This is a genomic window from Roseateles albus (assembly GCF_028595345.1).
Classification (GTDB): domain Bacteria; phylum Pseudomonadota; class Gammaproteobacteria; order Burkholderiales; family Burkholderiaceae_C; genus Paucibacter_A; species Paucibacter_A albus.
On record NZ_JAQQXT010000006.1, the window covers coordinates 258,862 to 277,932 of the forward strand.

A 19,071-nucleotide genomic window follows, 5' to 3' on the forward strand; every position below is an offset into this window, starting at 1 on the left:
CCTACTTGGTCGCCGCGTCCCAATGCTCGGCGATCAAGCCATTTTCGATGCGGAACATATCGAACCAGGTGCTGGTGTACTTCTTGCCCGGCTCTTTGGGGTCGGGCAGTTCCTGCACAAAGGCCATCACCACCTTGTCGCCTTCGGCCACGATGCTCACCAGTGGCGCTTTGACGCGCGCCTCGATAGTGCTGGGTTTGACGAATTTGGAGAACAGGGTGACAAAGCCGGCGCGGCCGGTGGGCACTTTTGGGTTGTGCTGGATGTAGCCTTCGGCCAGGTATTTGTCGGCCAGCTCCATATGCCCGCCTTCGAAGACCTCGCGCCAGAAGTCGTAAACCAAGCGCTTGTTGGCGGCGGCCTGCTTGTCGCTGCTGGCCAGCAGGCGAGCGTGATCGGCCTCGGCCGTCACCGGGACCTGGGCGAACGCCGGCACGGCCGCAGCCAAGGCGATGGCGAGCGCAGTTGCTCGAAAAAGGCCAAGAGATTCACAGCGAACGAGTGACATTGAATATTCCTTTTGAAGACATGCAGACAGGGCTGCCGAGCGGGAGCTCATGGAGGGCGCGATCTTAGGCAGGGCCAGTCCAAGTCCCAAGCTGGATGCGATGGATGACTGTCAGACGGCCTTGATCGGGCGGATCTTTCGCCTGAACCGCAGCTGCGATGCAGAGCCCGGCCTTAAAGCTAGGGGAAGGCAAGAGTCCAACAGTTTTTGAGCTGAATCAGCCACCCTCATTCGCGGGCTCAGCACTTGCGCCCGGATCGGCTACGCTTGCGCCCTGGTCAAGTGCGAAGGAAGACAGGTATGCAGGAGCTCCGTCCCGAGGAGGTCAGTGGCGAGCAAATCGTTGAGTGGCTGGCGAGCGCGCGCGCGCAAAAGCAGCTCAATCTGGAGTTGGGTTTGAAGCTGGCCACGCAGGCCTGGATGGCGGCTGGGCAGCGCGGCTATAGCGCAGAGCATTTGGAGGCCGGCATGCTGCGGGCCTTCTTCCTGTTCAGGCGCGGTGAAATGGTGGCAATGTTGAGCGCCGGCCAGGCGCTGCTGCCGGGTTTTCGTGAACAGGGCAGTGGCACCGCCTTGTGTGAACTGTTGCGCTGGATGGCCTTCGCTGCGGCCGATTTGGGCGAGTTCGAGGCGGCGCTGGGCTATGTCAATGAGAGCTTGGCGCGCGCCCGGCAACTGGACAACAAAGCCTTGATCGCGATCGCGCTGAACGCCGTCGGCGCCTGTCTTGAGCGCATGGGCGACCCTTGGCAGGCCGAGCGGCTGATGCATGAAGCTTCGTCCCTGCTGGGCAGCGCGGCCAGCGATTTTGAATTGATGATCTCGCACAACAATCTGGCCACCGTGGCGCTCGGCATGTTCCATCTGCTGCGCCACAGCAGTCACGCTGACCATCAGCGCCAGGCTGCCGATGCGCTGCAGCGGGCGCGCCACCATGCCGCGCTGGTGCGCCCTCATGCGCTGGTGCTGGGCGATGCGTTTTTGCTGGCGCTGAGCGAGAGCAATGCGGGCGAAGTGCTGCTGCATCAAGGCGAGCTGGACGAAGCACAGCGCGTCTTGCAAGCGGCCCTTGCCGTGATCAGGGAGCACCACTTCACCGCCTTGGACCGGCGCGCGCGCTGCTCCTTGGCCGAGCTTGATTTATTGCGCGGGCACGCGGCCGAAGCCGCGCTGGCCCTGGATGTTTTATTGGCTGAGGCGACGGGGCTGACCCAGCAGGCCGTTTGGCAGCGGCTGCAGCATGCCGCATACCGGGCGCACAAGGCGCTGGGCGATAGCGCCCGGGCGCTCGCACATCTGGAGCTCTATCAGGCTGGCGAGCGCAATCGCACGGTCGCGCAGCTGACGGCTCAAGCACGCTTTGTGGTCAGCCGCATCGAGGCTGAGCGGGCCTTGGCCGGCGAGGGACCGGGCGCCGACAGCGCAGCGCTCGACGAGGAAGCCGGTTTGCGCTGCCCCTTGACCGGTCTGGGTACGCGGCGCTGCATGGAGCTGCGCTTGCCGGGCCTGATGCACGCGGCCGAGCAGCGCGGCGCGGCACTCACCCTGGCCTTGGTGGACATCGACCGACTCGGCTCCATCACCGCCCACCATGGCGAGGGCGTGGCTCAAAACATCCTGCAGGTTTTGGCGCAGATGCTGCGTGACAACACGCGCGGCAGTGACCTGCTCCTGCGGCTGGACGCCGAGCAAATCTTGATGGTCTTGCCCGACACCAGCGCCGACCGCGCCTTTGAGGTCTGCGAGCGCCTGCGCCAAACGGTCGAACAGCACCCTTGGGCGCGGCTGGCCGAGGGGCTGGACGTGACGCTCAGCATAGGCCTGGCCAACGCACCGCCCTATGCGACCGATCTGCTCTTGAGTCGGGCCGAAAGCGCGATGTATCGGGCCAAACACCTGGGCCGCAACCGGGTGGCGCTGGCCTAAAAACAATTGACCTAAGCTTCCTGAACCAAATTGCGCCCCTGCGCCTTGGCGCGATACATACCCTTGTCGGCGCGCCGCAGCACCGCGTCGGCGCTGACATCTTCGGGCAGCGCCTCGGCCACGCCGAAGCTGGCGGTCAGGGGCCAGGTTTTGCCTTGCCACTCAAAACTGCTGGCCTCCATGTTGTGACGCATGCGCTCGGCCACCAGCGCAGCGCCGGCCAGATCGGTCAGCGGTAGCAGCACACAGAATTCCTCGCCGCCGAGGCGACCGAGCCGGTCCACATCGCGCACGCAAGGGCTGAGCACCTGCACCGCGCGCAGCAGCGCCGCGTCGCCCGCGGCGTGGCCCAGGTTATCGTTGAGCTGCTTGAAGTGGTCCATGTCAATCATCACCAGTGCATAGGGCTTGCCGCGCTGCAAGCGCAGGTGCTCGTCATCAATGGCCTCGCTGAGCGCGCGCCGGTTCAATACGGCGGTCAGCGGGTCCAAGCGGGTCAGGCGCTGGATGTCCAGCACCACGCGCGCCAACACCAGCAGCGCCATGGTGGCGTTGATCAACAGGCCCAGGCCCAGCATGGCCCAGCCCCAAGCGAGCTGAAATTCGCTGTTCCGCAGCAGATCAAAAGCCACCGTCGGGCGGATCAGCGAATTCACCAGCGGCAGCAGCAAGAGCAGCGCAATCACAAACAAGGGCGCCGCCAGCTGACTGGCCAAACGCAGTGACAGGCGAGCCCGCAACTGCCGCCAGGCATCAACCGCGGCCAGCAAGGTCAGGGCCAGGCCGCTGCCGAAGACGATGCGGGTCTGCCAGCGCATATCGCCCTCGTAAGGCAGCCAGGCCAGCGCCAGAGCCGCAGGCAACAAGAGGCCCAGGGCGCTGGGCCATGCCAGCGCAGGGTTCGAAGCCTGATCACGCCCATCGCTCAAGGCCGGCATCACCAGGCGCAAGCTCGCCAGGGTGGCAAGCGCCAACACATCCGCGCCCCAGAACGCCAGCCACACCGAGGTCTGGCCCCGCAACGATAGACAAGCCAGCGCAGCCGTCAACAAGCCATTGGCCAGCGCCAAGCCGAGTGACACGCGCGGCGCCACCCGCGCCGCCATGGCCAACAAGAGCCAGGCCACGCAGGCGACGAAGTACAGCAGCATGGTTGCCGCCAGCAGCGTCAGGGGATCGGTGCCCAGGCCTGCGCTCATGCTGGTGTCACCATGCGGCCCAGCATCATGTCGGGGTCGGCCACGCAGATGCGGTCACGCCCGGCGGACTTGGCGCGGTAAACCAGCCAGTCGGCCATCGCCAAGGTGCTGTCGCCCTGAGGGTCGCCGGGCTGGCAGGCGACCACGCCAAAACTCGCCGTCAAGGGCACCGAAGCGCCTTGCCACAGCAAGCCTTGCTGGCGCAAGGCTTCGCAGATCCGCTGCGCCACGCGGCTGGCATCTTGCTGGGACGTATGCGGTAGCAGCAGGCAGAACTCTTCGCCGCCGAGCCGGCCCAGGCGGTCCAGCTCGCGCATATTGACCTGCAGCACCGCCACCAGATGCAGCAGCGCCGCGTCGCCGGCCGCATGCCCCAGCCGGTCATTGATGCGTTTGAAGTGGTCAACATCCAGCATCACCAAGCTGTGCTGATGGCCACGCTCTACCTGCGCCTGCAAGGTCTGCAGCTCGGCGCCGAAGGCGCGCCGGTTCAGCGCATCGGTCAAGGGGTCGCGCAGCGTCATGTAATGAATGCGCGCAATCAAGCGCATCACGACGATGCTTACCAAGCCTAAGGCAATCATCAGCGTCATCAGCAGGTAGAGCCAGGCCAGCGTGGCGCGGTCGGCATTGCCTTGCATGAAGAAGCCCTCGGCCCCCGCCAACCACCAAAGGCTGGCGGTGCGCGCCAGCAAGAGCAGTCCGGTCAAGCTGAAAGGCAGCGCCAGCAGGGCGGTCAGCCAAGCCGCTTGCAGCGCCCGCCCGCCGCTCCAGATATCGCGTGCGCACAGAAGCGAGAGCAGCGCCGTGGCCAAGACCAGCGCTGGCAAGTTGGGCCCGGCCCCTGCGCCGCTCAGCATCAACAAGGCCGCAGCGCCGGTGATGACGGCCACATCGCCCCAATGCTGGCGCAAGCGCATCAAACGACGCACGCCCAAACTCATCAGGGCAAAGCCGGCCAGACTGCAAAAAGACTGCGGCCAGATCCCGAAAGCGCTGGGCCACCAGCTCTGGCATTGCAGGCACAGCAGGCTGGGTATGAACAAGAAATAGGCGGCGCTCAAGAGCCGGCTGGCCGCCGGCGCGATCCGGAACGAGCGCACCATCACCAGCCAAACAAGGGCCATGAAGCCGTTGACTACGGCAGTTACGAGCGAGAGCGTGTTGGCGTCAAATGGGGGCATGGGTGTGGGCATGCGGGCGCGCGCATAGAGCGCGCAAGATCTGACCCCCATGATCGCCCAGCGCCGAGGCAGACACAAGCGCAGTCTTCACAACAGTGATTCTGTGTCAGCGTCGTTCCACGACCAGGGCGTTCATATTCAGCGCATGCTTGACGCGCTCGGCCGCTTGGCGCGCATCGTCGCGCGAGCTGAACGGGCCGGCTTGCAGGCGGTGCAAGCCGCCGTCTTTGAACACCGCCAGCAGCGGCGCCATCCAGTCCAGCTCCACAAGCAGCTTTTGGCGGAACTGTTCGGCGCCATCGAGCTTGGCGTAAGCACCCATCTGCACCCAAAAGCCCGGCGCGGCATGCCGCGGCGACGTGACCACCGGGACCGTGGGCGCCAGGGTCTTGATGCTGTCGGGCTGCGGCGCGCCGACCGGCTGGGCCGCCGCGAACACCGGCGCGTCGCCCAGTGGGGCGATCTCATCGCCGCTGCCGCGCCGCCAGGCGCCGGTGCGAATGTCCTCAAAAGTGATGCGCTCCACCTCGACCGGCGTGACACCGCGCAAGATGTCCAGCTTCAACGCGGCGGTGTAGCTCAGGTCGATGATGCGGGTTGAATGAAACGGCCCGCGATCATTGATGCGCACCAGCACTTCGCGCCCATTGGAAGGGTTGCGCACGCGGGCGTAACTCGGAATCGGCATGGTCGGGTGCGCCGCCGTCATCGCGTACATATTGTAAATTTCGCCGCTGCTGGTCGAGCGGCCATGGAACTTCTTGCCGTACCAGGAGGCCAGACCGCGCTCGCTCAAGGGCTTGTCCTCGGTGATCGGCTCATAGCGCTGGCCCAACACCTCATAAGGCTTGTTGGGCCCGCCTTTGCGTATGGGTTCGAGCTGAGGCAAGGCATTGGGCACTTGCTGCAGATTGGGCGGGATGATGGCCTCGGGGCCGTCTTTGTCGCTGTAGGCGGGGGTGAGTGGCGAGCGGCTGGCGCAGCCGCCCAAGCCGAAGGCGGCGGCGACCAGCAGTGGCATCAAACTTTGGCAAACCGAGTCTTGGCAAAAGCGCAGAATTCTTGACATGGGCGCTACCCTAAACCATTTCGGCGTGCCGACCAAGCAGCGCGAACAGTCGTATGCTGCGCGAACCTTCTTTTTCAGCAAGTGAATATGAGCGACTACATCTTCACCCCGCCGGTTCAGCCCAGCGTGGCCGTGCGTGGCAGCAGCGCCCGTTATGCCGTCTCGCGCATCTTCTGCGTGGGCCGCAACTATGCCGCCCATGCCCGCGAGATGGGCTCGGACCCGGACCGCGAGCCGCCGTTCTACTTCAGCAAGCCGGCCTGCGCGCTGGTGCCGTCCGGCAGCGCGGTGGCCTACCCGCCCGCGACCAAGAATTACCACTACGAGATGGAGCTGGTGGTGGCCTTGGGCGCGCCGGTGTTCAAGGTGACGCCCGAGGTGGCCCGCGCGGCGGTCTGGGGCTATGCCGCCGGCCTGGACATGACGCGGCGCGACCTGCAAGCCGAGGCAAAAGCGAATGGTCGGCCCTGGGACACCGCCAAGGGCTTTGATCAGTCAGCCATCATCACCGAGCTGGTGCGGGCCAGCGAGACGGGGCCCATGGGCGCCGGTGCCATAACGCTGTCCGTCAACGGCGTAGAAAAACAGCGTGGTGACTTGTCCGACATGATCTGGAACGTGGCCGAAATCGTTGCCAATCTGTCTCAGCTCTACCATCTGCAGCCCGGCGACTTGATCTACACCGGCACGCCCGAAGGCGTCGGGCCGGTCTTGCCCGGCGATGTGATCACCGGCCAGATTGCCGGCCTGCCCGACATCCGCTTGACCATCAGCGCGCGCGACTAAATTCCTGCCTATCCATGTTTGACCACAACGAAACCCTTTCCGAGGCGCGCCAGCGCAATATCCGCGATGCCCTGTTGGAGGACATCGGCCTGTGTGACTGGACCGCGCAGCTGGTGCCGGCCGGGCGCCGCGTCAAGGCCCATGTACGGGTGCGCGAGCAGGCCGTGCTGTGCGGACGCGATTGGTTCGAGGGCGTGTTCGCGGCACTTGATGCCTCCAGCCGGATTGAATGGCTGTACGACGAAGGCGCCTTGATGAACGCCGACACCGTGGTCTGCCGCATCGAGGCCGACGGCCGGCTGCTGCTCTCGGCCGAGCGGCCGGCGCTGAACTTTTTGCAGCTCTTGTCGGGCACCGCGACGCTGACCCGCGCGCATGTCCAGGCCATTGCCGGCGCCAGCACGAACCCGCGCGGCTGCCTGGTGCTGGACACCCGCAAAACCCTGCCGGGCCTGCGCTTGGCACAGAAATATGCGGTGCGCACGGGTGGCGGCGCCAATCAGCGGCTGGCGCTGTATGACGGCATTCTGATCAAGGAAAACCACATTGCCGCCGCCGGCGGCGTCAGCGCGGCGCTGAAGGCCGCCCAGGCTTTGAATGCGGGGGTGAGCATCCAGGTCGAAGTGGAATCGCTGGCCGAGTTGCAGGAAGCGCTGGACGGCGGCGCGCTCAGTGTGCTGCTGGATGAATTCAGCGAGCCCATGATGCGCGAGGCGGTCGCCTTGAGCGCGGGCCGTGCGCTGCTGGAGGTGTCGGGCGGCGTGGCACTCGATCAGCTGCGCTGGATCGCCGCCACCGGCGTCGACCGCATCTCGATCGGCCGCCTGACCAAGGATGTGCGGGCGGTCGACTACTCGATGCGCGTCGATGGGCCGCTGTAAGGGCCGCTGTAACGGCCCTTTCTGAGCTTTACTTCCCGGCGCTTGGCGTGCGCGGCAGGCGTGGCGCCTTGATGCTGGGGCGGCCGGCGGCGGTCGGGTAGGCGTTCATCACGCGGTCCAGGTCGACCGTGTTCAGGTAAGAGGCGTATTGCTGCTCGGTGCAGTCTAGGCTTTGGCCGGCCACATGCTCGCCCTTGTACTGACCCTTGTGATACACAAAGGTGTACTCTGCGGCGCCCGAAGCTTGCGCTTGATCGGCCTGCGTGTAGTTGGCGCTGTATTTGTTGGCGCATTCGGCGCGCAGCGCCTTGCCGGCGGCCGATTCGTTGGCGGCGGGGCTGGCGGCTTGAGCGACGCCGGCCAGCAGGCTCAGGCTGGACAGGACGATGGCGGTGATATTGCGCTTCATGGGATTCAACCTTTGTGGTGGAGCGGCACCCCAGGTGCCTGAAAACTATGTTGCCAGCTTAAGGCCAGCGGCCTTGACGCGCCACCCTTGCCCGAGGGGGTGGGTTGGCCCGGGTTTGAGCAAAAAATCACGAAAACAGGCGTTTAAGCAGACGCTAAGGTAGAGGCTGAAGCAGAAATCAAGGGCTCGCTTCCCAAGCCGTCAGGCCATACCAGCCAAAGCCCAGCGTCCATTGCGTCTGGCTGCTGCCGGCTTGCTGGCCGACGGTCAGGCTCAGGCCCAGCTTGTCCGGTGTCACCCACCAAAGGCCGCCCACGGTGCGCTGCGTGCCGCCAAAGACGCTGCGGCGATCATTGCTTTGCACCTCGGCGAACAGGAGGCCCATGGGGCTGGGCACCCAGACCAGCGCCAGATTCAGCGCCGTGCCGGTCAGGCCGCTGGCGCGGTCTTGATGCGGCCCCAGATTGGCATGCAGGGCAAAATCTTCGTTGACCACCAGCGTCGCCAGGCCCAGCAAGCCCTGGCCATTGCGCCGCCAGCCGCTGTCACTCGGGCGCTCGAAACCGACGCCTGCCTTGAGACCGAAGTTGATCTGCCCGGCCGAGGTCAACAGCCCCCAGCTTTTGGGCGCCCATTTGACCGCGAAGCCGCTTTCGCCGCGGATCTCGTCGCGCGGATGCGGATGGGTGTAGTCGACGTCGATTTCCAGGCCTTCAACGATGCCGCAGGCCGGCGCCAACACCAGCGCGCGGCTGCTGCCGACCTTCTCGCCCCAGCCCTCCAGCTGGCAGCTGCCGGGGTCGGCGGTGGCGGCGTCATCGCTGGACAAGGGGCGCCCGGCCAAGGCAGGGCCGGCGCAGGCCAGCGCCAACAAGCCCCAAGCGGCCGGCCTGAGGCAGACGCTGACGTTTACGCGCGAATCTTGTTTCATCATGATCGCCTTTCGAGGCATTGGCTTGGCCGAACTAGACTTGGAAACGATCGGTGTGCTGCTTCAGATCACTGCCCATGCGGCGCAGATTGTCCGAAGAGGCGGTGGTCTCTTCCAACATGGCGGCGTTTTGCTGCGTCATCTCATCGAGCTGGCGAATCGCCTGCGAGACCTCGCCCAAGCTGGTCGCTTGGTCTTGGGTGGCGCTCGATATCTCGCTGATCATGGTTTGCACTTTTTGCACCGAGCCGCGCAACTCTTCCATGGTGTGGCGGGCCTTGTCGACCAGGCTGGCGCCGTCATTGACGGTCTCGGTCGAGCGGGCGATCAAGGCGCCGATCTGCTTGGACGCCTCGGCGCTGCGCTGCGCCAGGCTGCGCACCTCGCTGGCCACCACCGCAAAGCCGCGCCCTTGCTCGCCGGCCCGCGCTGCCTCGACGGCGGCGTTCAGGGCCAGGATATTGGTCTGGAAAGCGATGCCGTCGATGACCGAGCTGATCTCGCCGATCTGGCGCGAGGAGGCCTGAATCTGCTCCATGGTGCTGACCACCCGGCCCACCGCCTCGCCGCCGGCATCGGCCGCTTGGCTGGTGGCGTTGGACAGTTGATGCGCCTCGTGAGCCGAGGCCGAGGTGCGCTGCACGCTGCTGTTAAGTTCTTGCGCGGTGGCGGCGACTTGCTCCAGATTGGCCGCCTGCTGCTCGGTGCGGTTGCTCAGGTCATGGCTGGCATGGGCGATTTCTTCGCTGGCGCTGACCACCGCATTGACGTTATCGCCCACCGCTTTGACCAGGTTTGAGAGCGATTGCTGCATCGTCGCCATGGCCTCGATCACGCTGCCTTGGAAGGTCACGCCGTTGTGCTTGAGCGCGCGCAGGTCGCCGGCGGCGATGCGCTGGGCGATCTCGGCCAGATCGGTGGGGTCGGCGCCCAGGCGCTGCAAGACATAGCGGCGCAGCGTGAAGCCCAGCAAGGCCGCCGAGGCGACGGCGAGCCCCAAGCCAATGATCGCGGTCAGGCGGGCGTTGTCGTAGGCGGCCGCAGCGCTTTCACCGTCTTTGCGGGCGGCTTCTTCCAACTGGGTGCTGAGCTTGTCGAGCCGGGCCAAAATTTCGTCCTCCAGCCCGTCGTAACGGCCGTACAGCAGCTCGACGTATTCATCCTTTTTGCCGTCCTTGATCAGCGCCAGCAGTTCGTCCACCAGCGCGCGCGAGGCCAGGTTTTTGGCGATGATGTCCTTGGCCTCGGCGATTTCTTCGGCCGTGGCGTCGCCGGGCACGAACTGTTCGCGGATGTGTTTGATCGCCTCATTGCCCTGCTCGCGCATTTTCAATAAGGTGGCAATCTCGGCCTCGTGCTTGGCGGCGGGCAGCAGGGCCAAATTGCGTATGGCGATGCCGCGCCCGTTGACCGAATCGTTCAGCGCCGAGAGGCTGGTCAGCTGCGGGATATTGTTGTCGTTGATGTCGTCATTGACTTTGTCCATGCGCCCCATCATCACCATGATGGCCGCAATGACCGCCAAGAAAACCGTCAGCAAGATGACGTTGGACAGCAGGATGCGTTGGGCCAGATTCAGTTTCATGCGGGACTCCATGAGAAAGATTCTTCGAGACGAGCGGGCCGGCGGGCAAAGCCCTGTTGGGCGCAGGGCGATAGGCGCATCTTCAGCTATCGGCGCGGGCTTGGCAATCTTGAGTCCGGGCCAAATTGCGCCTGCTCACACTGGCTTTTCTTCAATGCGGCGGGTGTGTGTCGGCTTAGACTGAGTGGGTGAGCTCAAGCCATTGCACCGCTGTGATCTTCAGGCCATTGGCGTCGCGTTGGCGAGCCGAAGCCGTGAGCGGGGGCTCGCGCCTTTGGCTGAAGCTGCTGCTGAAGCTGCCGATCCTGCTGCTGATCTTGTTGCTGCTGCTGCTGCAGGCAGGGCGGGTGGGCGCGGAGCCCTTGCTTGTAAAGGGTTCGACAGGTTTGACAGGCTTGCCCGGTGGTTCGCTCGGCCTGCAGACCGAGGTTTTCATCGAGACGCCGGGTGAAGCTTTGGCACAGCCGCTGGATCTGGCGCAGGCCCAGGCCTTGCAGCGGGCCGGCAAGTTCAAGCCGGGCCAGCAACAAGTGCTGAACTTCGGCATCGGCGCGCCGCCGGTCTGGCTGCGGCTGGCGCTGCACAATCCCGGCGCGCAGGCCGTGGAGATGCGCTTGCTGGCCGGAACCACCTGGCTGGACAGCGTGGCGCTCTATCAGCTGCAAGGCGACAAGCTGCTCACACAAGTGCACACCGGTGACGAGCAAGCGGGCGCGCAAGGCCTGACCCCGGTGCTGGGCTTCGTGTTTGCGCTGCAGCTGCCGCCAGGTGACAGCGAGCTGTTCTTGCGCGTCGCCTCGGTGGACCCGATGCTGCTGCCGCTGGAACTCGTGACACCGGAGCAATTGGCTCAGCGCCGGCTGCACAGCGGCTATTTCTACGGTCTGGTGTACGGCTTTTTGTTTGCGCTGTGCGTCTACAACTTGCTGCTGTTCGCCGGCCTGCGCCAACGCAGCTACCTCTATTACGCGCTCTATCTGGCCACGCTGATTGCGATGAATATGGCCTACACCGGCCATGGCCAGGCCTGGTTCTGGCCCGGCACCGTCTATTGGCAGCGCTACATCATCGTGGTGTTGATTGTGTTGTTTGGCTGCAGCGGCCTGCTCTTTGCAGCGCGCTTTTTGGCCTTGCGTGAACACGCGCCCCGCGCCTTGCGGGCGGTGCAGTGGTTTTGCGGGCTTGGCCTGCTGTGGATGTTGGCCGCCGTGTTGGGTGACTGGCATCTTGTGGCGACGCTATTGGCGTTCTTTTTTGTGACGATCTTTACCTTCGCGATGGTCGGGCTGGGCTGGCTCACCTTGCGGCAGCGCCGGCGCGCCGGGCGCTACTTTTTGATCGCGGCCTTGTGCGGCATGGTGGGTACCTTGGTCACAACCTTGTCGACCTGGAGCGTTATTCCCTTCAAGACCTGGACCTTTCATGCGCTGGAGGTCGGGCTGATGTTCGAGGCCAGCCTCTTGGCCCTGGCCTTGGCTTTCTGGGTGCGGCAACAGCAAGATGCGGCCTTGCGCGCCGAGCAAATGGCGCGTTTGGACCCGCTGACCCAGTTGCGCAACCGTCGCGCCTTTTTGGAGCAGGCGGCGGCCCCTTGGAGCACATCGCTGCGCAACAGCCGGCCACTGAGTTTGATCATGCTCGATCTCGATCACTTCAAACAGATCAATGACGAAATGGGCCATGCTGCCGGCGACAAGGCCTTGGTCAAGGTGGCTCGCTTGCTTGAACAATGTTGCCGAGCCGGCGACATCTTGGCGCGTTGGGGCGGGGAGGAGTTTGTGCTCTTGATGCCCGAGACCGACTTGCAGCAAGCCTGCCTGCTGGCCGAACGCTTGCGTCTGTCGATCGAGAACAGCCGACCCGCACTCAATAATGTGGCGCCCTTGCTAACGGCCAGCATCGGCGTGGCCGAACGAGTTCAGGCCGCGCGCCTGGAGGATTTGATCAATGCGGCGGATGCCAAATTGTTCGAAGCCAAGCATCTGGGGCGCAACCGGGTCGCGCCGGCGCAGGCTTGAGGCCACCGGACCGTTTCACAACTCGGCCGGCATGGTCATAGGGCCGGTGGCCTCGCGTTCGTCCCATTCTTCCTTGATGGCCTGAATCTGCGGCAGGATGGACATAAAGGCCTCGACCAGCCGGGGCTCGAAATGCGTGCCTGCGCCTTCCACCACGGTGGCCAGCACCCGCTCCATCGGCCAAGCCGGCTTGTAGGGCCGGCGCATGCCCAGCGCGTCGAACACATCGGCGATGGCGGTGATGCGCGCCGACTCCGGGATGGCCGCGCCTTTGAGGCCGCCGGGGTAGCCGCTGCCGTCCCATTTTTCGTGGTGGCATAGCGCGATCTCGGCCGCCAGCTTGAACACCGGCGCCTGGCTCATGGACAGCACTTCAAAGCCGATCTGCGAGTGCGTTTTCATCAAGGCGAACTCGGCGGCGTCAAGGGCACCGGGCTTGCACAGCAGCGTTTCGGGGATGCCGATCTTGCCGGTGTCATGCATAGGCGCGGCCAACTCCAGCAGGCGGCGCTCGGCGCGGCTCCAGCCGCAGGCGCTGGCGATCGCGCCGGCATAGGCGCCCATGCGCCAGATATGGGCGCCGGTGTCTTTGTCTTTCAGGTGGGCGGCGGCGGCCAGCATATAAATGGCGTCGTGATAGACCTGCTCCAGCTGCGCCACGCCCACCAGGGACAGATGCGTCTTCACCCGCGCCAGCACGATGGGCGCCGAGACCGGCTTGATGATGTAGTCCACCGCGCCGGCGGCAAAGCCGCGCGCTTCGTCACCGACCTCGGACAGGGATGTGACGAAGATCACCGGGATAGCCTGCGTGGCCGCGTCGGCCTTCAGTTGGCGGCACACGCTATAGCCATCCATGCCGGGCATCTGCACATCCAGCAAGACCAGCGCCGGCGCGTGTTTACGCACCGCGGCCATGGCGTCGGGCCCGCTGCGGGCGAACACCAAGGCGTAATACGGCGACAGGATCTGGCGCAGCACCGCGAGGTTGCTCGGGTCGTCATCAACGATCAAGAGCGGCGAGTTCGGCATGGGCATGGGCGCTTTCTAGGCAAGGTTCAAGCGGGCAGCGAGTTCTTCGGTGGCGAGTTCTGCCGCCCTGAAGTCAAAGGATTCGACCGCCGTCAATATCGGCTGCAACTGCTCGGGCGGCAGCAGCCCTGCCAACTGGGCCAGCAGTGGCTCCACCAACTCCGGGTTATCGGCATCTAAGCTGAGGAGTAAATCCCTGAGGCCGGTCTGCAGCAGCGCCCGGCTTTGGGCCGGCTCCAGCAGCGCGGCCGCAGGCGCCGGGGCTTGCGCGTCCAAGGCGGCGCAGAATTGCTCGATCGACTGTGTGGCTTGCGCCAGGGCCGCTTGCAGCGCGGCCCCGTCGAGCACGGCCGAGGCATCGGCGTGCAGCCGGTTCTCTGCATCAGCGCTAAGCCGCGCCAACTGGATCAAGCCCAAATTGCCGGCCGCGCCCTTGACCTTGTGCAGCAAGGCGGCCGCTTCGCTGGGCTCGGCCTGCAGGCGCGCCAGCAGATCGCGATGCTCGGCCGCAAACAGCTGCAGGTGGCGGCCATAGATCTGGGCGTCGCGCCAGACCTGCAGGCCGTGTTGATGATCCAGGCCCGCGAGCTCGCCCAAGGCTTGCAGCGCCGGGTTCGGTGGCTTGGGCTTGGGCAGGGCAGGCAAAGGGAGCGCTGCCGGCGCTGCGCCTGGCGTTGCACCCGGCGCTGTCACCGGCGCTGTGCCCGGCGCTGTGCTCGGCGTCCTAGCGGGCAGCCACTTCAACAGTGCGGCATACAGCTCGCGCGGCTCCACCGGTTTGGCCACAAAGTCATTCATGCCAGCTTCCAGGCAGCTTTGCCGGTCTTCCTCAAACACATTGGCCGTCATCGCCAAGATCGGCAGCTTTGCGTGCGCGGGGCTGCGCCGTATCGCCCGGCTGGCGCTCAGGCCGTCCATCTCGGGCATTTGCATGTCCATCAGCACCAAGTCGTAGCTCGAAGCTGCGACACATTCGAGCGCCTCACGGCCGTTGCGCGCCACATCCACCTGCAGCCCGCAGCCCTCGAGCAGCAAGCGGCCCAGCTCCAGATTGATCTCTACATCGTCGACCAGCAAGACGCGGGCGCCGCCATGCTGCTCGCGCAAGGCCTGCTCCAGCTCGTTGGCCGCACCCAAGGCCGGCGATGCGGCTTGCGGTTCACCCGGTGCAAGCCTTGCAGTGAACCAAAAGGTGCTGCCCATGCCGGGTTCACTTTGCGCCCCGGCTTCGCCACCCATCAGCTGAGCCAGCAGCTGGGTGATGGTCAGCCCGAGGCCGGTGCCGCCGTATTTGCGGGTGATAGAGCTGTCGGCCTGCTGAAAGGCATGGAACAGGGTGCTCAGCGCTTGCGCGGAGATGCCTATGCCGCTGTCTTCTACCTCGAAGCGCAGCAGCAACAGCGGCGCCGCGTCAGCCCCAGCCGGCTCGGTGCTGGCCAACTGCACCCGTACGGTGATGCGGCCTTGCTCGGTGAACTTGAGCGCGTTGCTGACGTAGTTCAGCAGCGCCTGGCGCAGCCGGGTCTGGTCGCCGCGCAGCCAGTCGGGCATGCCCTCACCTCGCTCCATGCTCAGCTGCAGGCCCTTGGCATGGGCTTGCTCGGCCATCATCGAATAGACCTGATCGAGCAGCGCATCGATGTGGAAGTCGCGCTCTTCCAGGCTCAGGCGGCCGGCTTCGATCTTGCTGACGTCAAGGATGTCGTTGATGGTGGCCAGCAGATGGGCGGCCGCAAGGTCAATCTTCTTCAGGCGCGCCAACTGGCCCGGCCGCGGCTCATCGCGGCGCAGCAAATAGCTCAGGCCGATGATGGCGTTCATCGGCGTGCGAATCTCGTGGCTCATATGGGCCAAGAAGCTGCTCTTGGCCTGGTTGGCGGCCTCGGCGGTTTGGCGCGCCAGCGCCAGCTCATGGGTGCGGTCGACCACCAGTTCTTCCAGATGGTGGCGATGCTGGTTGAGCTCCTCGCCGATGCGTTTGCGCTCGGTGATGTCTTCCTTGAGTGCCACGTAATGCGTCAACTTACCGTCGGCCTGGTAGATCGGCGTGATGATGGCGAACTCGGCGTATTCGCTGCCGTCCTTGCGGCGATTGGCCAGCTCGCCCTTCCAAACCTGGCCCCGATTCAAGGCCGCCCACAGGCTGGCGTAGATGCTGGCGGGCGTGCGGCCCGATTTCAGCACCGACGGCTTTTGGCCCATCAGCTCCTCGCGGCTGTAGCCGGAGGATTCCACAAAAGCCTGGTTCACATATTCGATATGGGTGTCCAGATCGGTGATGACGATGCTTTCCGGGCTTTGCTCGATCGCCAAGGACAGCATGCGCAGGCGCTGCTCGGTGGCTTTTTGCTCGGTCACGTCGATCACGAAGGCCAGCACGCAGGGCTGCTCGTCCAACTCGGTCACTTCGCCCGACAGGCTGATGGTGCGCAGCTCGCCGCTGCTGGTGCGCCACTGCGTCTCATAGCCAATCAAGCGGCCTTGCTCACGGATCACCTGCATCCATTCCTGGCGCTGCGATTCCTGGTACCAAAAACCCATCTCGGTCGAAGTGCGGCCCAAGATGTCTTCGGCCGGCCAGCCCAGTTCGCGCTCAAAGTTGCGGTTCACTTGCAAGAAGCGGCCTTCATGCAGCGTCGTGATGGCCGCCGCAATCGGGCTGGACTGAAATGCCGTGGCGAAACGCCGTTGGGAGCGGCGCAGCTCGGCCTCGGTAAAGGCGCGCTGGCGCTCGCGGTCGAAATTGGCCAAGGCATAGTCCACCTCGCTCGCCATGGCCAGCAGCAGCTCTTGCGTTTCGGCGTCAAAGGCATCGGCCTCGGCGGCGGTCAGCACCAGTACGCCGCAGGCAATGCCTTCGCGGTGCAGCGGCAAGGACGCGCTCGAACCCCAGCCATTGGCAAGGCCCAATTCCAGCCAGGGCTGGGTGCGCGGGTCGTGGATGAAGTCTTGCGCCCATTGGGGCTTGTCTTCCCGTATGGCCTGCCCGGAAGTGCCTTGGCCGCCAGGAATCAGCGGGTCCACGCTGACCGGCACCTGTTCCATATAGTCGGCCGCAGCGCCAAAACGCGCTTGCGGTTTGATCTGCAAAGTGAGCGGGTCAACAAAACCGATCCAGGCGGTTCGCAGGCGGCCCAAGGTGACCGCGCTGCGGCAGATGCGTTCGAACAGATGCTGCTCGTCATGGCTGTGCAGAATCGCCTGATTCGATTCGTACAGCGCCGCGTAAAGATCGACCTGGCGTTGCAGCTTGTCGGCCGCGCTGATGCTGGCGCTGATGTCTTGCACGGTGGCCAGGAAGAGGCTGACGCTGCCATCCTCGGCGCGCAGGCATTTCACATTGACATCGGCGTGTACGGTCTGGCCATCTTTGCGGAAGAAGCGTTTTTGTAGGCGGTAGCCCTCGGCCTCGCCGCGCAACACGCGCTCATACAGCGGCAGCTCCTCGGCCAGGTCTTGCGGGTGCGTGACCTCGGCCCAGTTCATGCGTTCCAGCTCTGAGCGCGAATAGCCCAGCAGCTCGCACAGATAGTCGTTGAAGTGGCCCAGGGTCTTGGATGCGGGCTCTGAGCTGGCCATGCCGATAAAGGGCAGCTCAAAGAACTGCTGAATCTGCTGCTCGGCTTCGCCCTGCTTGCGCAATAACGCCAGGTCTTGCTCGCGCTGCTGGGCGCGCTGCATCTGAACAACGGCCGCCAACAGCGAGCTCATCGCCAGCAAACCCAGCAAGCCGCCCCAGAACAGGGCCTCGCGAACCGGCTGCAAGACCTCATCGCGACTCATCTTGGCGAGCAAGGTCCATGAGCTGCCGCGAACTTGCCGGTAGGCGCCCAGCACGGCGATCTGTCTGTGGTCCAGCCCTTTCGTGGTGCCCGGACCCTTGGCACTCAGCGCCTGCGCGGCAGGCCGCTCGCTTTGACTTAAGGGCAGCCGTAAGGGTTCAGCCCCAGGCGAGATGTGCTGGGGATTGTTCAAGAACAGCGCCGATTCGCCATCGCGGCGCAGCAGCAGGGTTTGGCCGCTGTCGCTGACCACCGGCCAGCGCTGCATATAGGGAAACAAGAACTGCTGCGGATCAATGCGCAGCAGCACCGCGCCTGCGGCCATATGTGCGCCGCCAGGGTGATGGATCAGCGGCACCAGCAGATCCATGCGCATGCGGCCTTGCTTGTCGGGCCCAAGCTCGCCGAGCTGCAGCTCGCCGGTCTGCAGGGCTTGGCGCACCAAGGCGGCGTCCGGCGGGCTGTCTTGCAAGGGCTCGCCGCTGCTCAGCAGTGCCTCAGCCGAGCTGCTGAACAGCGCAACGGCGGCGTAGCCATAGGCTTGCTGAATGGCGCGTAACTGCTGTTCTACATGCTCTTGATTGGCGTCGGTGCTGGCGCTTTTCAAGCTCAGCACCTCGTCGATCAGGCTGCTATTACTCATCAAAGCGTGGCCGTCGCTGAGCCGCTCACTCAGCCAAGACTCGACTTGCTCGGTCTTGAGTTGGGCAATCGCCTCCAGATTGGCAAAGGCCTTGGCTTCGGCCTGCGGGATAGCCCAGTGCAGATAGGCCCAAGCCAGCAAGGGCAGCGCCGCTGCCATGCTCAGCAGCATCAGCAACAAGCGCTTGTGGCCCCTGGGCATCTTCAAGTTCAGCTGCTCTCGGATGTGGCGCCGCACCATGGCACCTGTGACGCATCGCGGGCTTGCGAATGCGTCGTTTGATCCTAGCAGGCTGTGACGTGCCTGCCTGCCTTGCTAGCGCAGAGATTCGTACAGCGCGACGAACTCTTGCGTCAGTTTGTGGCGCGGGTCCAGATGGATCATCGGCCGGGCCAGTTCATGTGATTCCTTGACCTTCACGCTGGCGCTCAGATAGGGCTGAAGCACCGGCAGACCTTCGTCTATCAAGGCCTGCACCGTGCGCTGCGGCAGTGCGGCGCGGGCCTGGAACTGGTTGACGATGATGCCCTCGACTTCCAGCTCGGCGTTGTGATCGGCCTGGATTTCCTTGACGTTGTCGAGCAGCTCATAGAGCGCGCGGCGGGCGAATTCATCGCAGTCGAAGGGGATCAGGCAGGTCTCGGCCGCGATCAGCGCCGAGCGGGTGTAGAAGTTCAGCGAGGGCGGGGTGTCGATCCAGATTTCGTCGTAGTCCTCGCCCAGCTCCACCAGGGCCTCGCGCAGCTTGTAGATTTTGTAGCGGCTCTCGAGCTTGCTGTGCAGCTCGTCCAGCAAGGGGCTGGCCGGCATCAGGTGCAGGTTCTCCCAGGGTGTTTCGATGATGAAGTCGCTGGTCTTGGGGTTGCGAACGCTGAATTTCAGCGTCGTCTCGAAGAACTCGGCGGCGCCGGGCTGCTCTGCATCGGCAGCCTCACCGAGCAGATAACGGCTGGAATTGCCCTGCCGGTCCAGATCGACCAACAGCGTGCGCCGGCCCTGATATGCGGCAATGGCCGCGAGGTTGCTGGTGATGGTGGACTTGCCAACACCCCCTTTTTGATTGAAAACAACGCGGCGCATTCGCTTATCCCTGGCTGAATTGCAATGGCGCTATTGTG

The 19,071-nt window shown here is 64.6% G+C and carries 14 protein-coding genes; 4 read left to right on the forward strand and 10 right to left on the reverse strand.

Features of this window, described 5'->3' with window-relative positions; translation table 11 throughout:
* Position 1 precedes the first annotated feature (1 nt).
* Positions 2-508, reverse strand: coding sequence for a nuclear transport factor 2 family protein (locus PRZ03_RS11955; RefSeq protein WP_273600483.1), 507 nt, complete (start codon positions 506-508; stop codon positions 2-4).
* A gap of 300 nt (positions 509-808) precedes the next feature.
* Between PRZ03_RS11955 and PRZ03_RS11960 the strand changes: the two genes are divergently transcribed.
* Positions 809-2,434, forward strand: coding sequence for a GGDEF domain-containing protein (locus PRZ03_RS11960; protein ID WP_273600484.1), 1,626 nt, complete (start codon positions 809-811; stop codon positions 2,432-2,434).
* A gap of 11 nt (positions 2,435-2,445) precedes the next feature.
* Here PRZ03_RS11960 and PRZ03_RS11965 read toward each other — a convergent pair whose 3' ends face one another.
* The 3 genes from PRZ03_RS11965 to PRZ03_RS11975 form a co-directional block, all read right to left on the reverse strand.
* Positions 2,446-3,633 carry a GGDEF domain-containing protein gene (locus tag PRZ03_RS11965; protein ID WP_273600485.1) on the reverse strand — a complete coding sequence of 396 codons (1,188 nt, stop codon included), beginning with the start codon at positions 3,631-3,633 and terminating at the stop codon, positions 2,446-2,448.
* Complete coding sequence (locus PRZ03_RS11970; RefSeq protein WP_273600486.1) at positions 3,630-4,817, reverse strand: GGDEF domain-containing protein; 1,188 nt, start codon at positions 4,815-4,817, stop codon at positions 3,630-3,632. Before PRZ03_RS11970 ends, PRZ03_RS11965 begins: the two co-directional genes overlap by 4 nt.
* Positions 4,818-4,923: 106 nt before the next feature.
* The gene (locus tag PRZ03_RS11975) at positions 4,924-5,838 is read right to left on the reverse strand and encodes a septal ring lytic transglycosylase RlpA family protein (RefSeq protein ID WP_273600487.1); all 915 of its coding nucleotides are present in this window, start codon (positions 5,836-5,838) and stop codon (positions 4,924-4,926) included.
* Between the two features lie 135 nt (positions 5,839-5,973).
* On the opposite strand from PRZ03_RS11975, the gene PRZ03_RS11980 reads away from it, so the two are divergent.
* Together PRZ03_RS11980 and nadC are read left to right on the forward strand one after the other, a co-directional pair.
* Positions 5,974-6,672 carry a fumarylacetoacetate hydrolase family protein gene (locus PRZ03_RS11980; RefSeq protein ID WP_263532621.1) on the forward strand — a complete coding sequence of 233 codons (699 nt, stop codon included), beginning with the start codon at positions 5,974-5,976 and terminating at the stop codon, positions 6,670-6,672.
* 14 nt (positions 6,673-6,686) lie between these two features.
* Complete coding sequence (gene nadC, locus PRZ03_RS11985; protein WP_273600488.1) at positions 6,687-7,553, forward strand: carboxylating nicotinate-nucleotide diphosphorylase; 867 nt, start codon at positions 6,687-6,689, stop codon at positions 7,551-7,553.
* A 28-nt stretch (positions 7,554-7,581) separates the two neighbouring features.
* Here the strand turns inward: nadC and PRZ03_RS11990 are convergent, their stop codons facing one another.
* The 3 genes from PRZ03_RS11990 to PRZ03_RS12000 all read right to left on the reverse strand — a co-directional run bounded on the left by PRZ03_RS11990 (position 7,582) and on the right by PRZ03_RS12000 (position 10,478).
* Complete coding sequence (locus PRZ03_RS11990) at positions 7,582-7,962, reverse strand: hypothetical protein (protein WP_273600489.1); 381 nt, start codon at positions 7,960-7,962, stop codon at positions 7,582-7,584.
* A gap of 178 nt (positions 7,963-8,140) precedes the next feature.
* Positions 8,141-8,896, reverse strand: coding sequence for a hypothetical protein (locus PRZ03_RS11995; protein WP_273600490.1), 756 nt, complete (start codon positions 8,894-8,896; stop codon positions 8,141-8,143).
* 31 nt (positions 8,897-8,927) lie between these two features.
* Entirely contained in the window at positions 8,928-10,478 is a 1,551-nt protein-coding gene (locus PRZ03_RS12000) for a methyl-accepting chemotaxis protein (RefSeq protein WP_273600491.1), read from the reverse strand.
* A gap of 254 nt (positions 10,479-10,732) precedes the next feature.
* On the opposite strand from PRZ03_RS12000, the gene PRZ03_RS12005 reads away from it, so the two are divergent.
* Positions 10,733-12,496, forward strand: coding sequence for a sensor domain-containing diguanylate cyclase (locus PRZ03_RS12005; protein WP_273600493.1), 1,764 nt, complete (start codon positions 10,733-10,735; stop codon positions 12,494-12,496).
* Positions 12,497-12,511: 15 nt separating this feature from the next.
* Here the strand turns inward: PRZ03_RS12005 and PRZ03_RS12010 are convergent, their stop codons facing one another.
* From PRZ03_RS12010 to PRZ03_RS12020, 3 genes are all read right to left on the reverse strand, one after another.
* Entirely contained in the window at positions 12,512-13,534 is a 1,023-nt protein-coding gene (locus tag PRZ03_RS12010; protein ID WP_273600494.1) for an HD domain-containing phosphohydrolase, read from the reverse strand.
* Between the two features lie 9 nt (positions 13,535-13,543).
* The gene (locus tag PRZ03_RS12015; RefSeq protein WP_273600552.1) at positions 13,544-18,154 is read right to left on the reverse strand and encodes a PAS domain S-box protein; all 4,611 of its coding nucleotides are present in this window, start codon (positions 18,152-18,154) and stop codon (positions 13,544-13,546) included.
* 114 nt (positions 18,155-18,268) lie between these two features.
* Positions 18,269-19,033: a ParA family protein gene (locus tag PRZ03_RS12020; RefSeq protein WP_273600495.1), complete on the reverse strand. Its 765-nt coding sequence runs from the start codon at positions 19,031-19,033 to the stop codon at positions 18,269-18,271.
* Between the last annotated feature and the right edge of the window lie 38 nt (positions 19,034-19,071).

What these genes read in the sequence shown, in the direction of transcription:
- PRZ03_RS11955 (WP_273600483.1), bottom strand. Translation starts at nt 508, where the DNA reads ATGTCACTCGTTCGCTGTGAATCTCTTGGCCTTTTTCGAGCAACTGCG.
- PRZ03_RS11960 (WP_273600484.1), top strand. Translation starts at nt 809, where the DNA reads ATGCAGGAGCTCCGTCCCGAGGAGGTCAGTGGCGAGCAAATCGTTGAG.
- PRZ03_RS11965 (WP_273600485.1), bottom strand. Translation starts at nt 3,633, where the DNA reads ATGAGCGCAGGCCTGGGCACCGATCCCCTGACGCTGCTGGCGGCAACC.
- PRZ03_RS11970 (WP_273600486.1), bottom strand. Translation starts at nt 4,817, where the DNA reads ATGCCCCCATTTGACGCCAACACGCTCTCGCTCGTAACTGCCGTAGTC.
- PRZ03_RS11975 (WP_273600487.1), bottom strand. Translation starts at nt 5,838, where the DNA reads ATGCCACTGCTGGTCGCCGCCGCCTTCGGCTTGGGCGGCTGCGCCAGC.
- PRZ03_RS11980 (WP_263532621.1), top strand. Translation starts at nt 5,974, where the DNA reads ATGAGCGACTACATCTTCACCCCGCCGGTTCAGCCCAGCGTGGCCGTG.
- nadC (WP_273600488.1), top strand. Translation starts at nt 6,687, where the DNA reads ATGTTTGACCACAACGAAACCCTTTCCGAGGCGCGCCAGCGCAATATC.
- PRZ03_RS11990 (WP_273600489.1), bottom strand. Translation starts at nt 7,962, where the DNA reads ATGAAGCGCAATATCACCGCCATCGTCCTGTCCAGCCTGAGCCTGCTG.
- PRZ03_RS11995 (WP_273600490.1), bottom strand. Translation starts at nt 8,896, where the DNA reads ATGATGAAACAAGATTCGCGCGTAAACGTCAGCGTCTGCCTCAGGCCG.
- PRZ03_RS12000 (WP_273600491.1), bottom strand. Translation starts at nt 10,478, where the DNA reads ATGAAACTGAATCTGGCCCAACGCATCCTGCTGTCCAACGTCATCTTG.
- PRZ03_RS12010 (WP_273600494.1), bottom strand. Translation starts at nt 13,534, where the DNA reads ATGCCCATGCCGAACTCGCCGCTCTTGATCGTTGATGACGACCCGAGC.
- PRZ03_RS12015 (WP_273600552.1), bottom strand. Translation starts at nt 18,154, where the DNA reads ATGCCCAGGGGCCACAAGCGCTTGTTGCTGATGCTGCTGAGCATGGCA.
- PRZ03_RS12020 (WP_273600495.1), bottom strand. Translation starts at nt 19,033, where the DNA reads ATGCGCCGCGTTGTTTTCAATCAAAAAGGGGGTGTTGGCAAGTCCACC.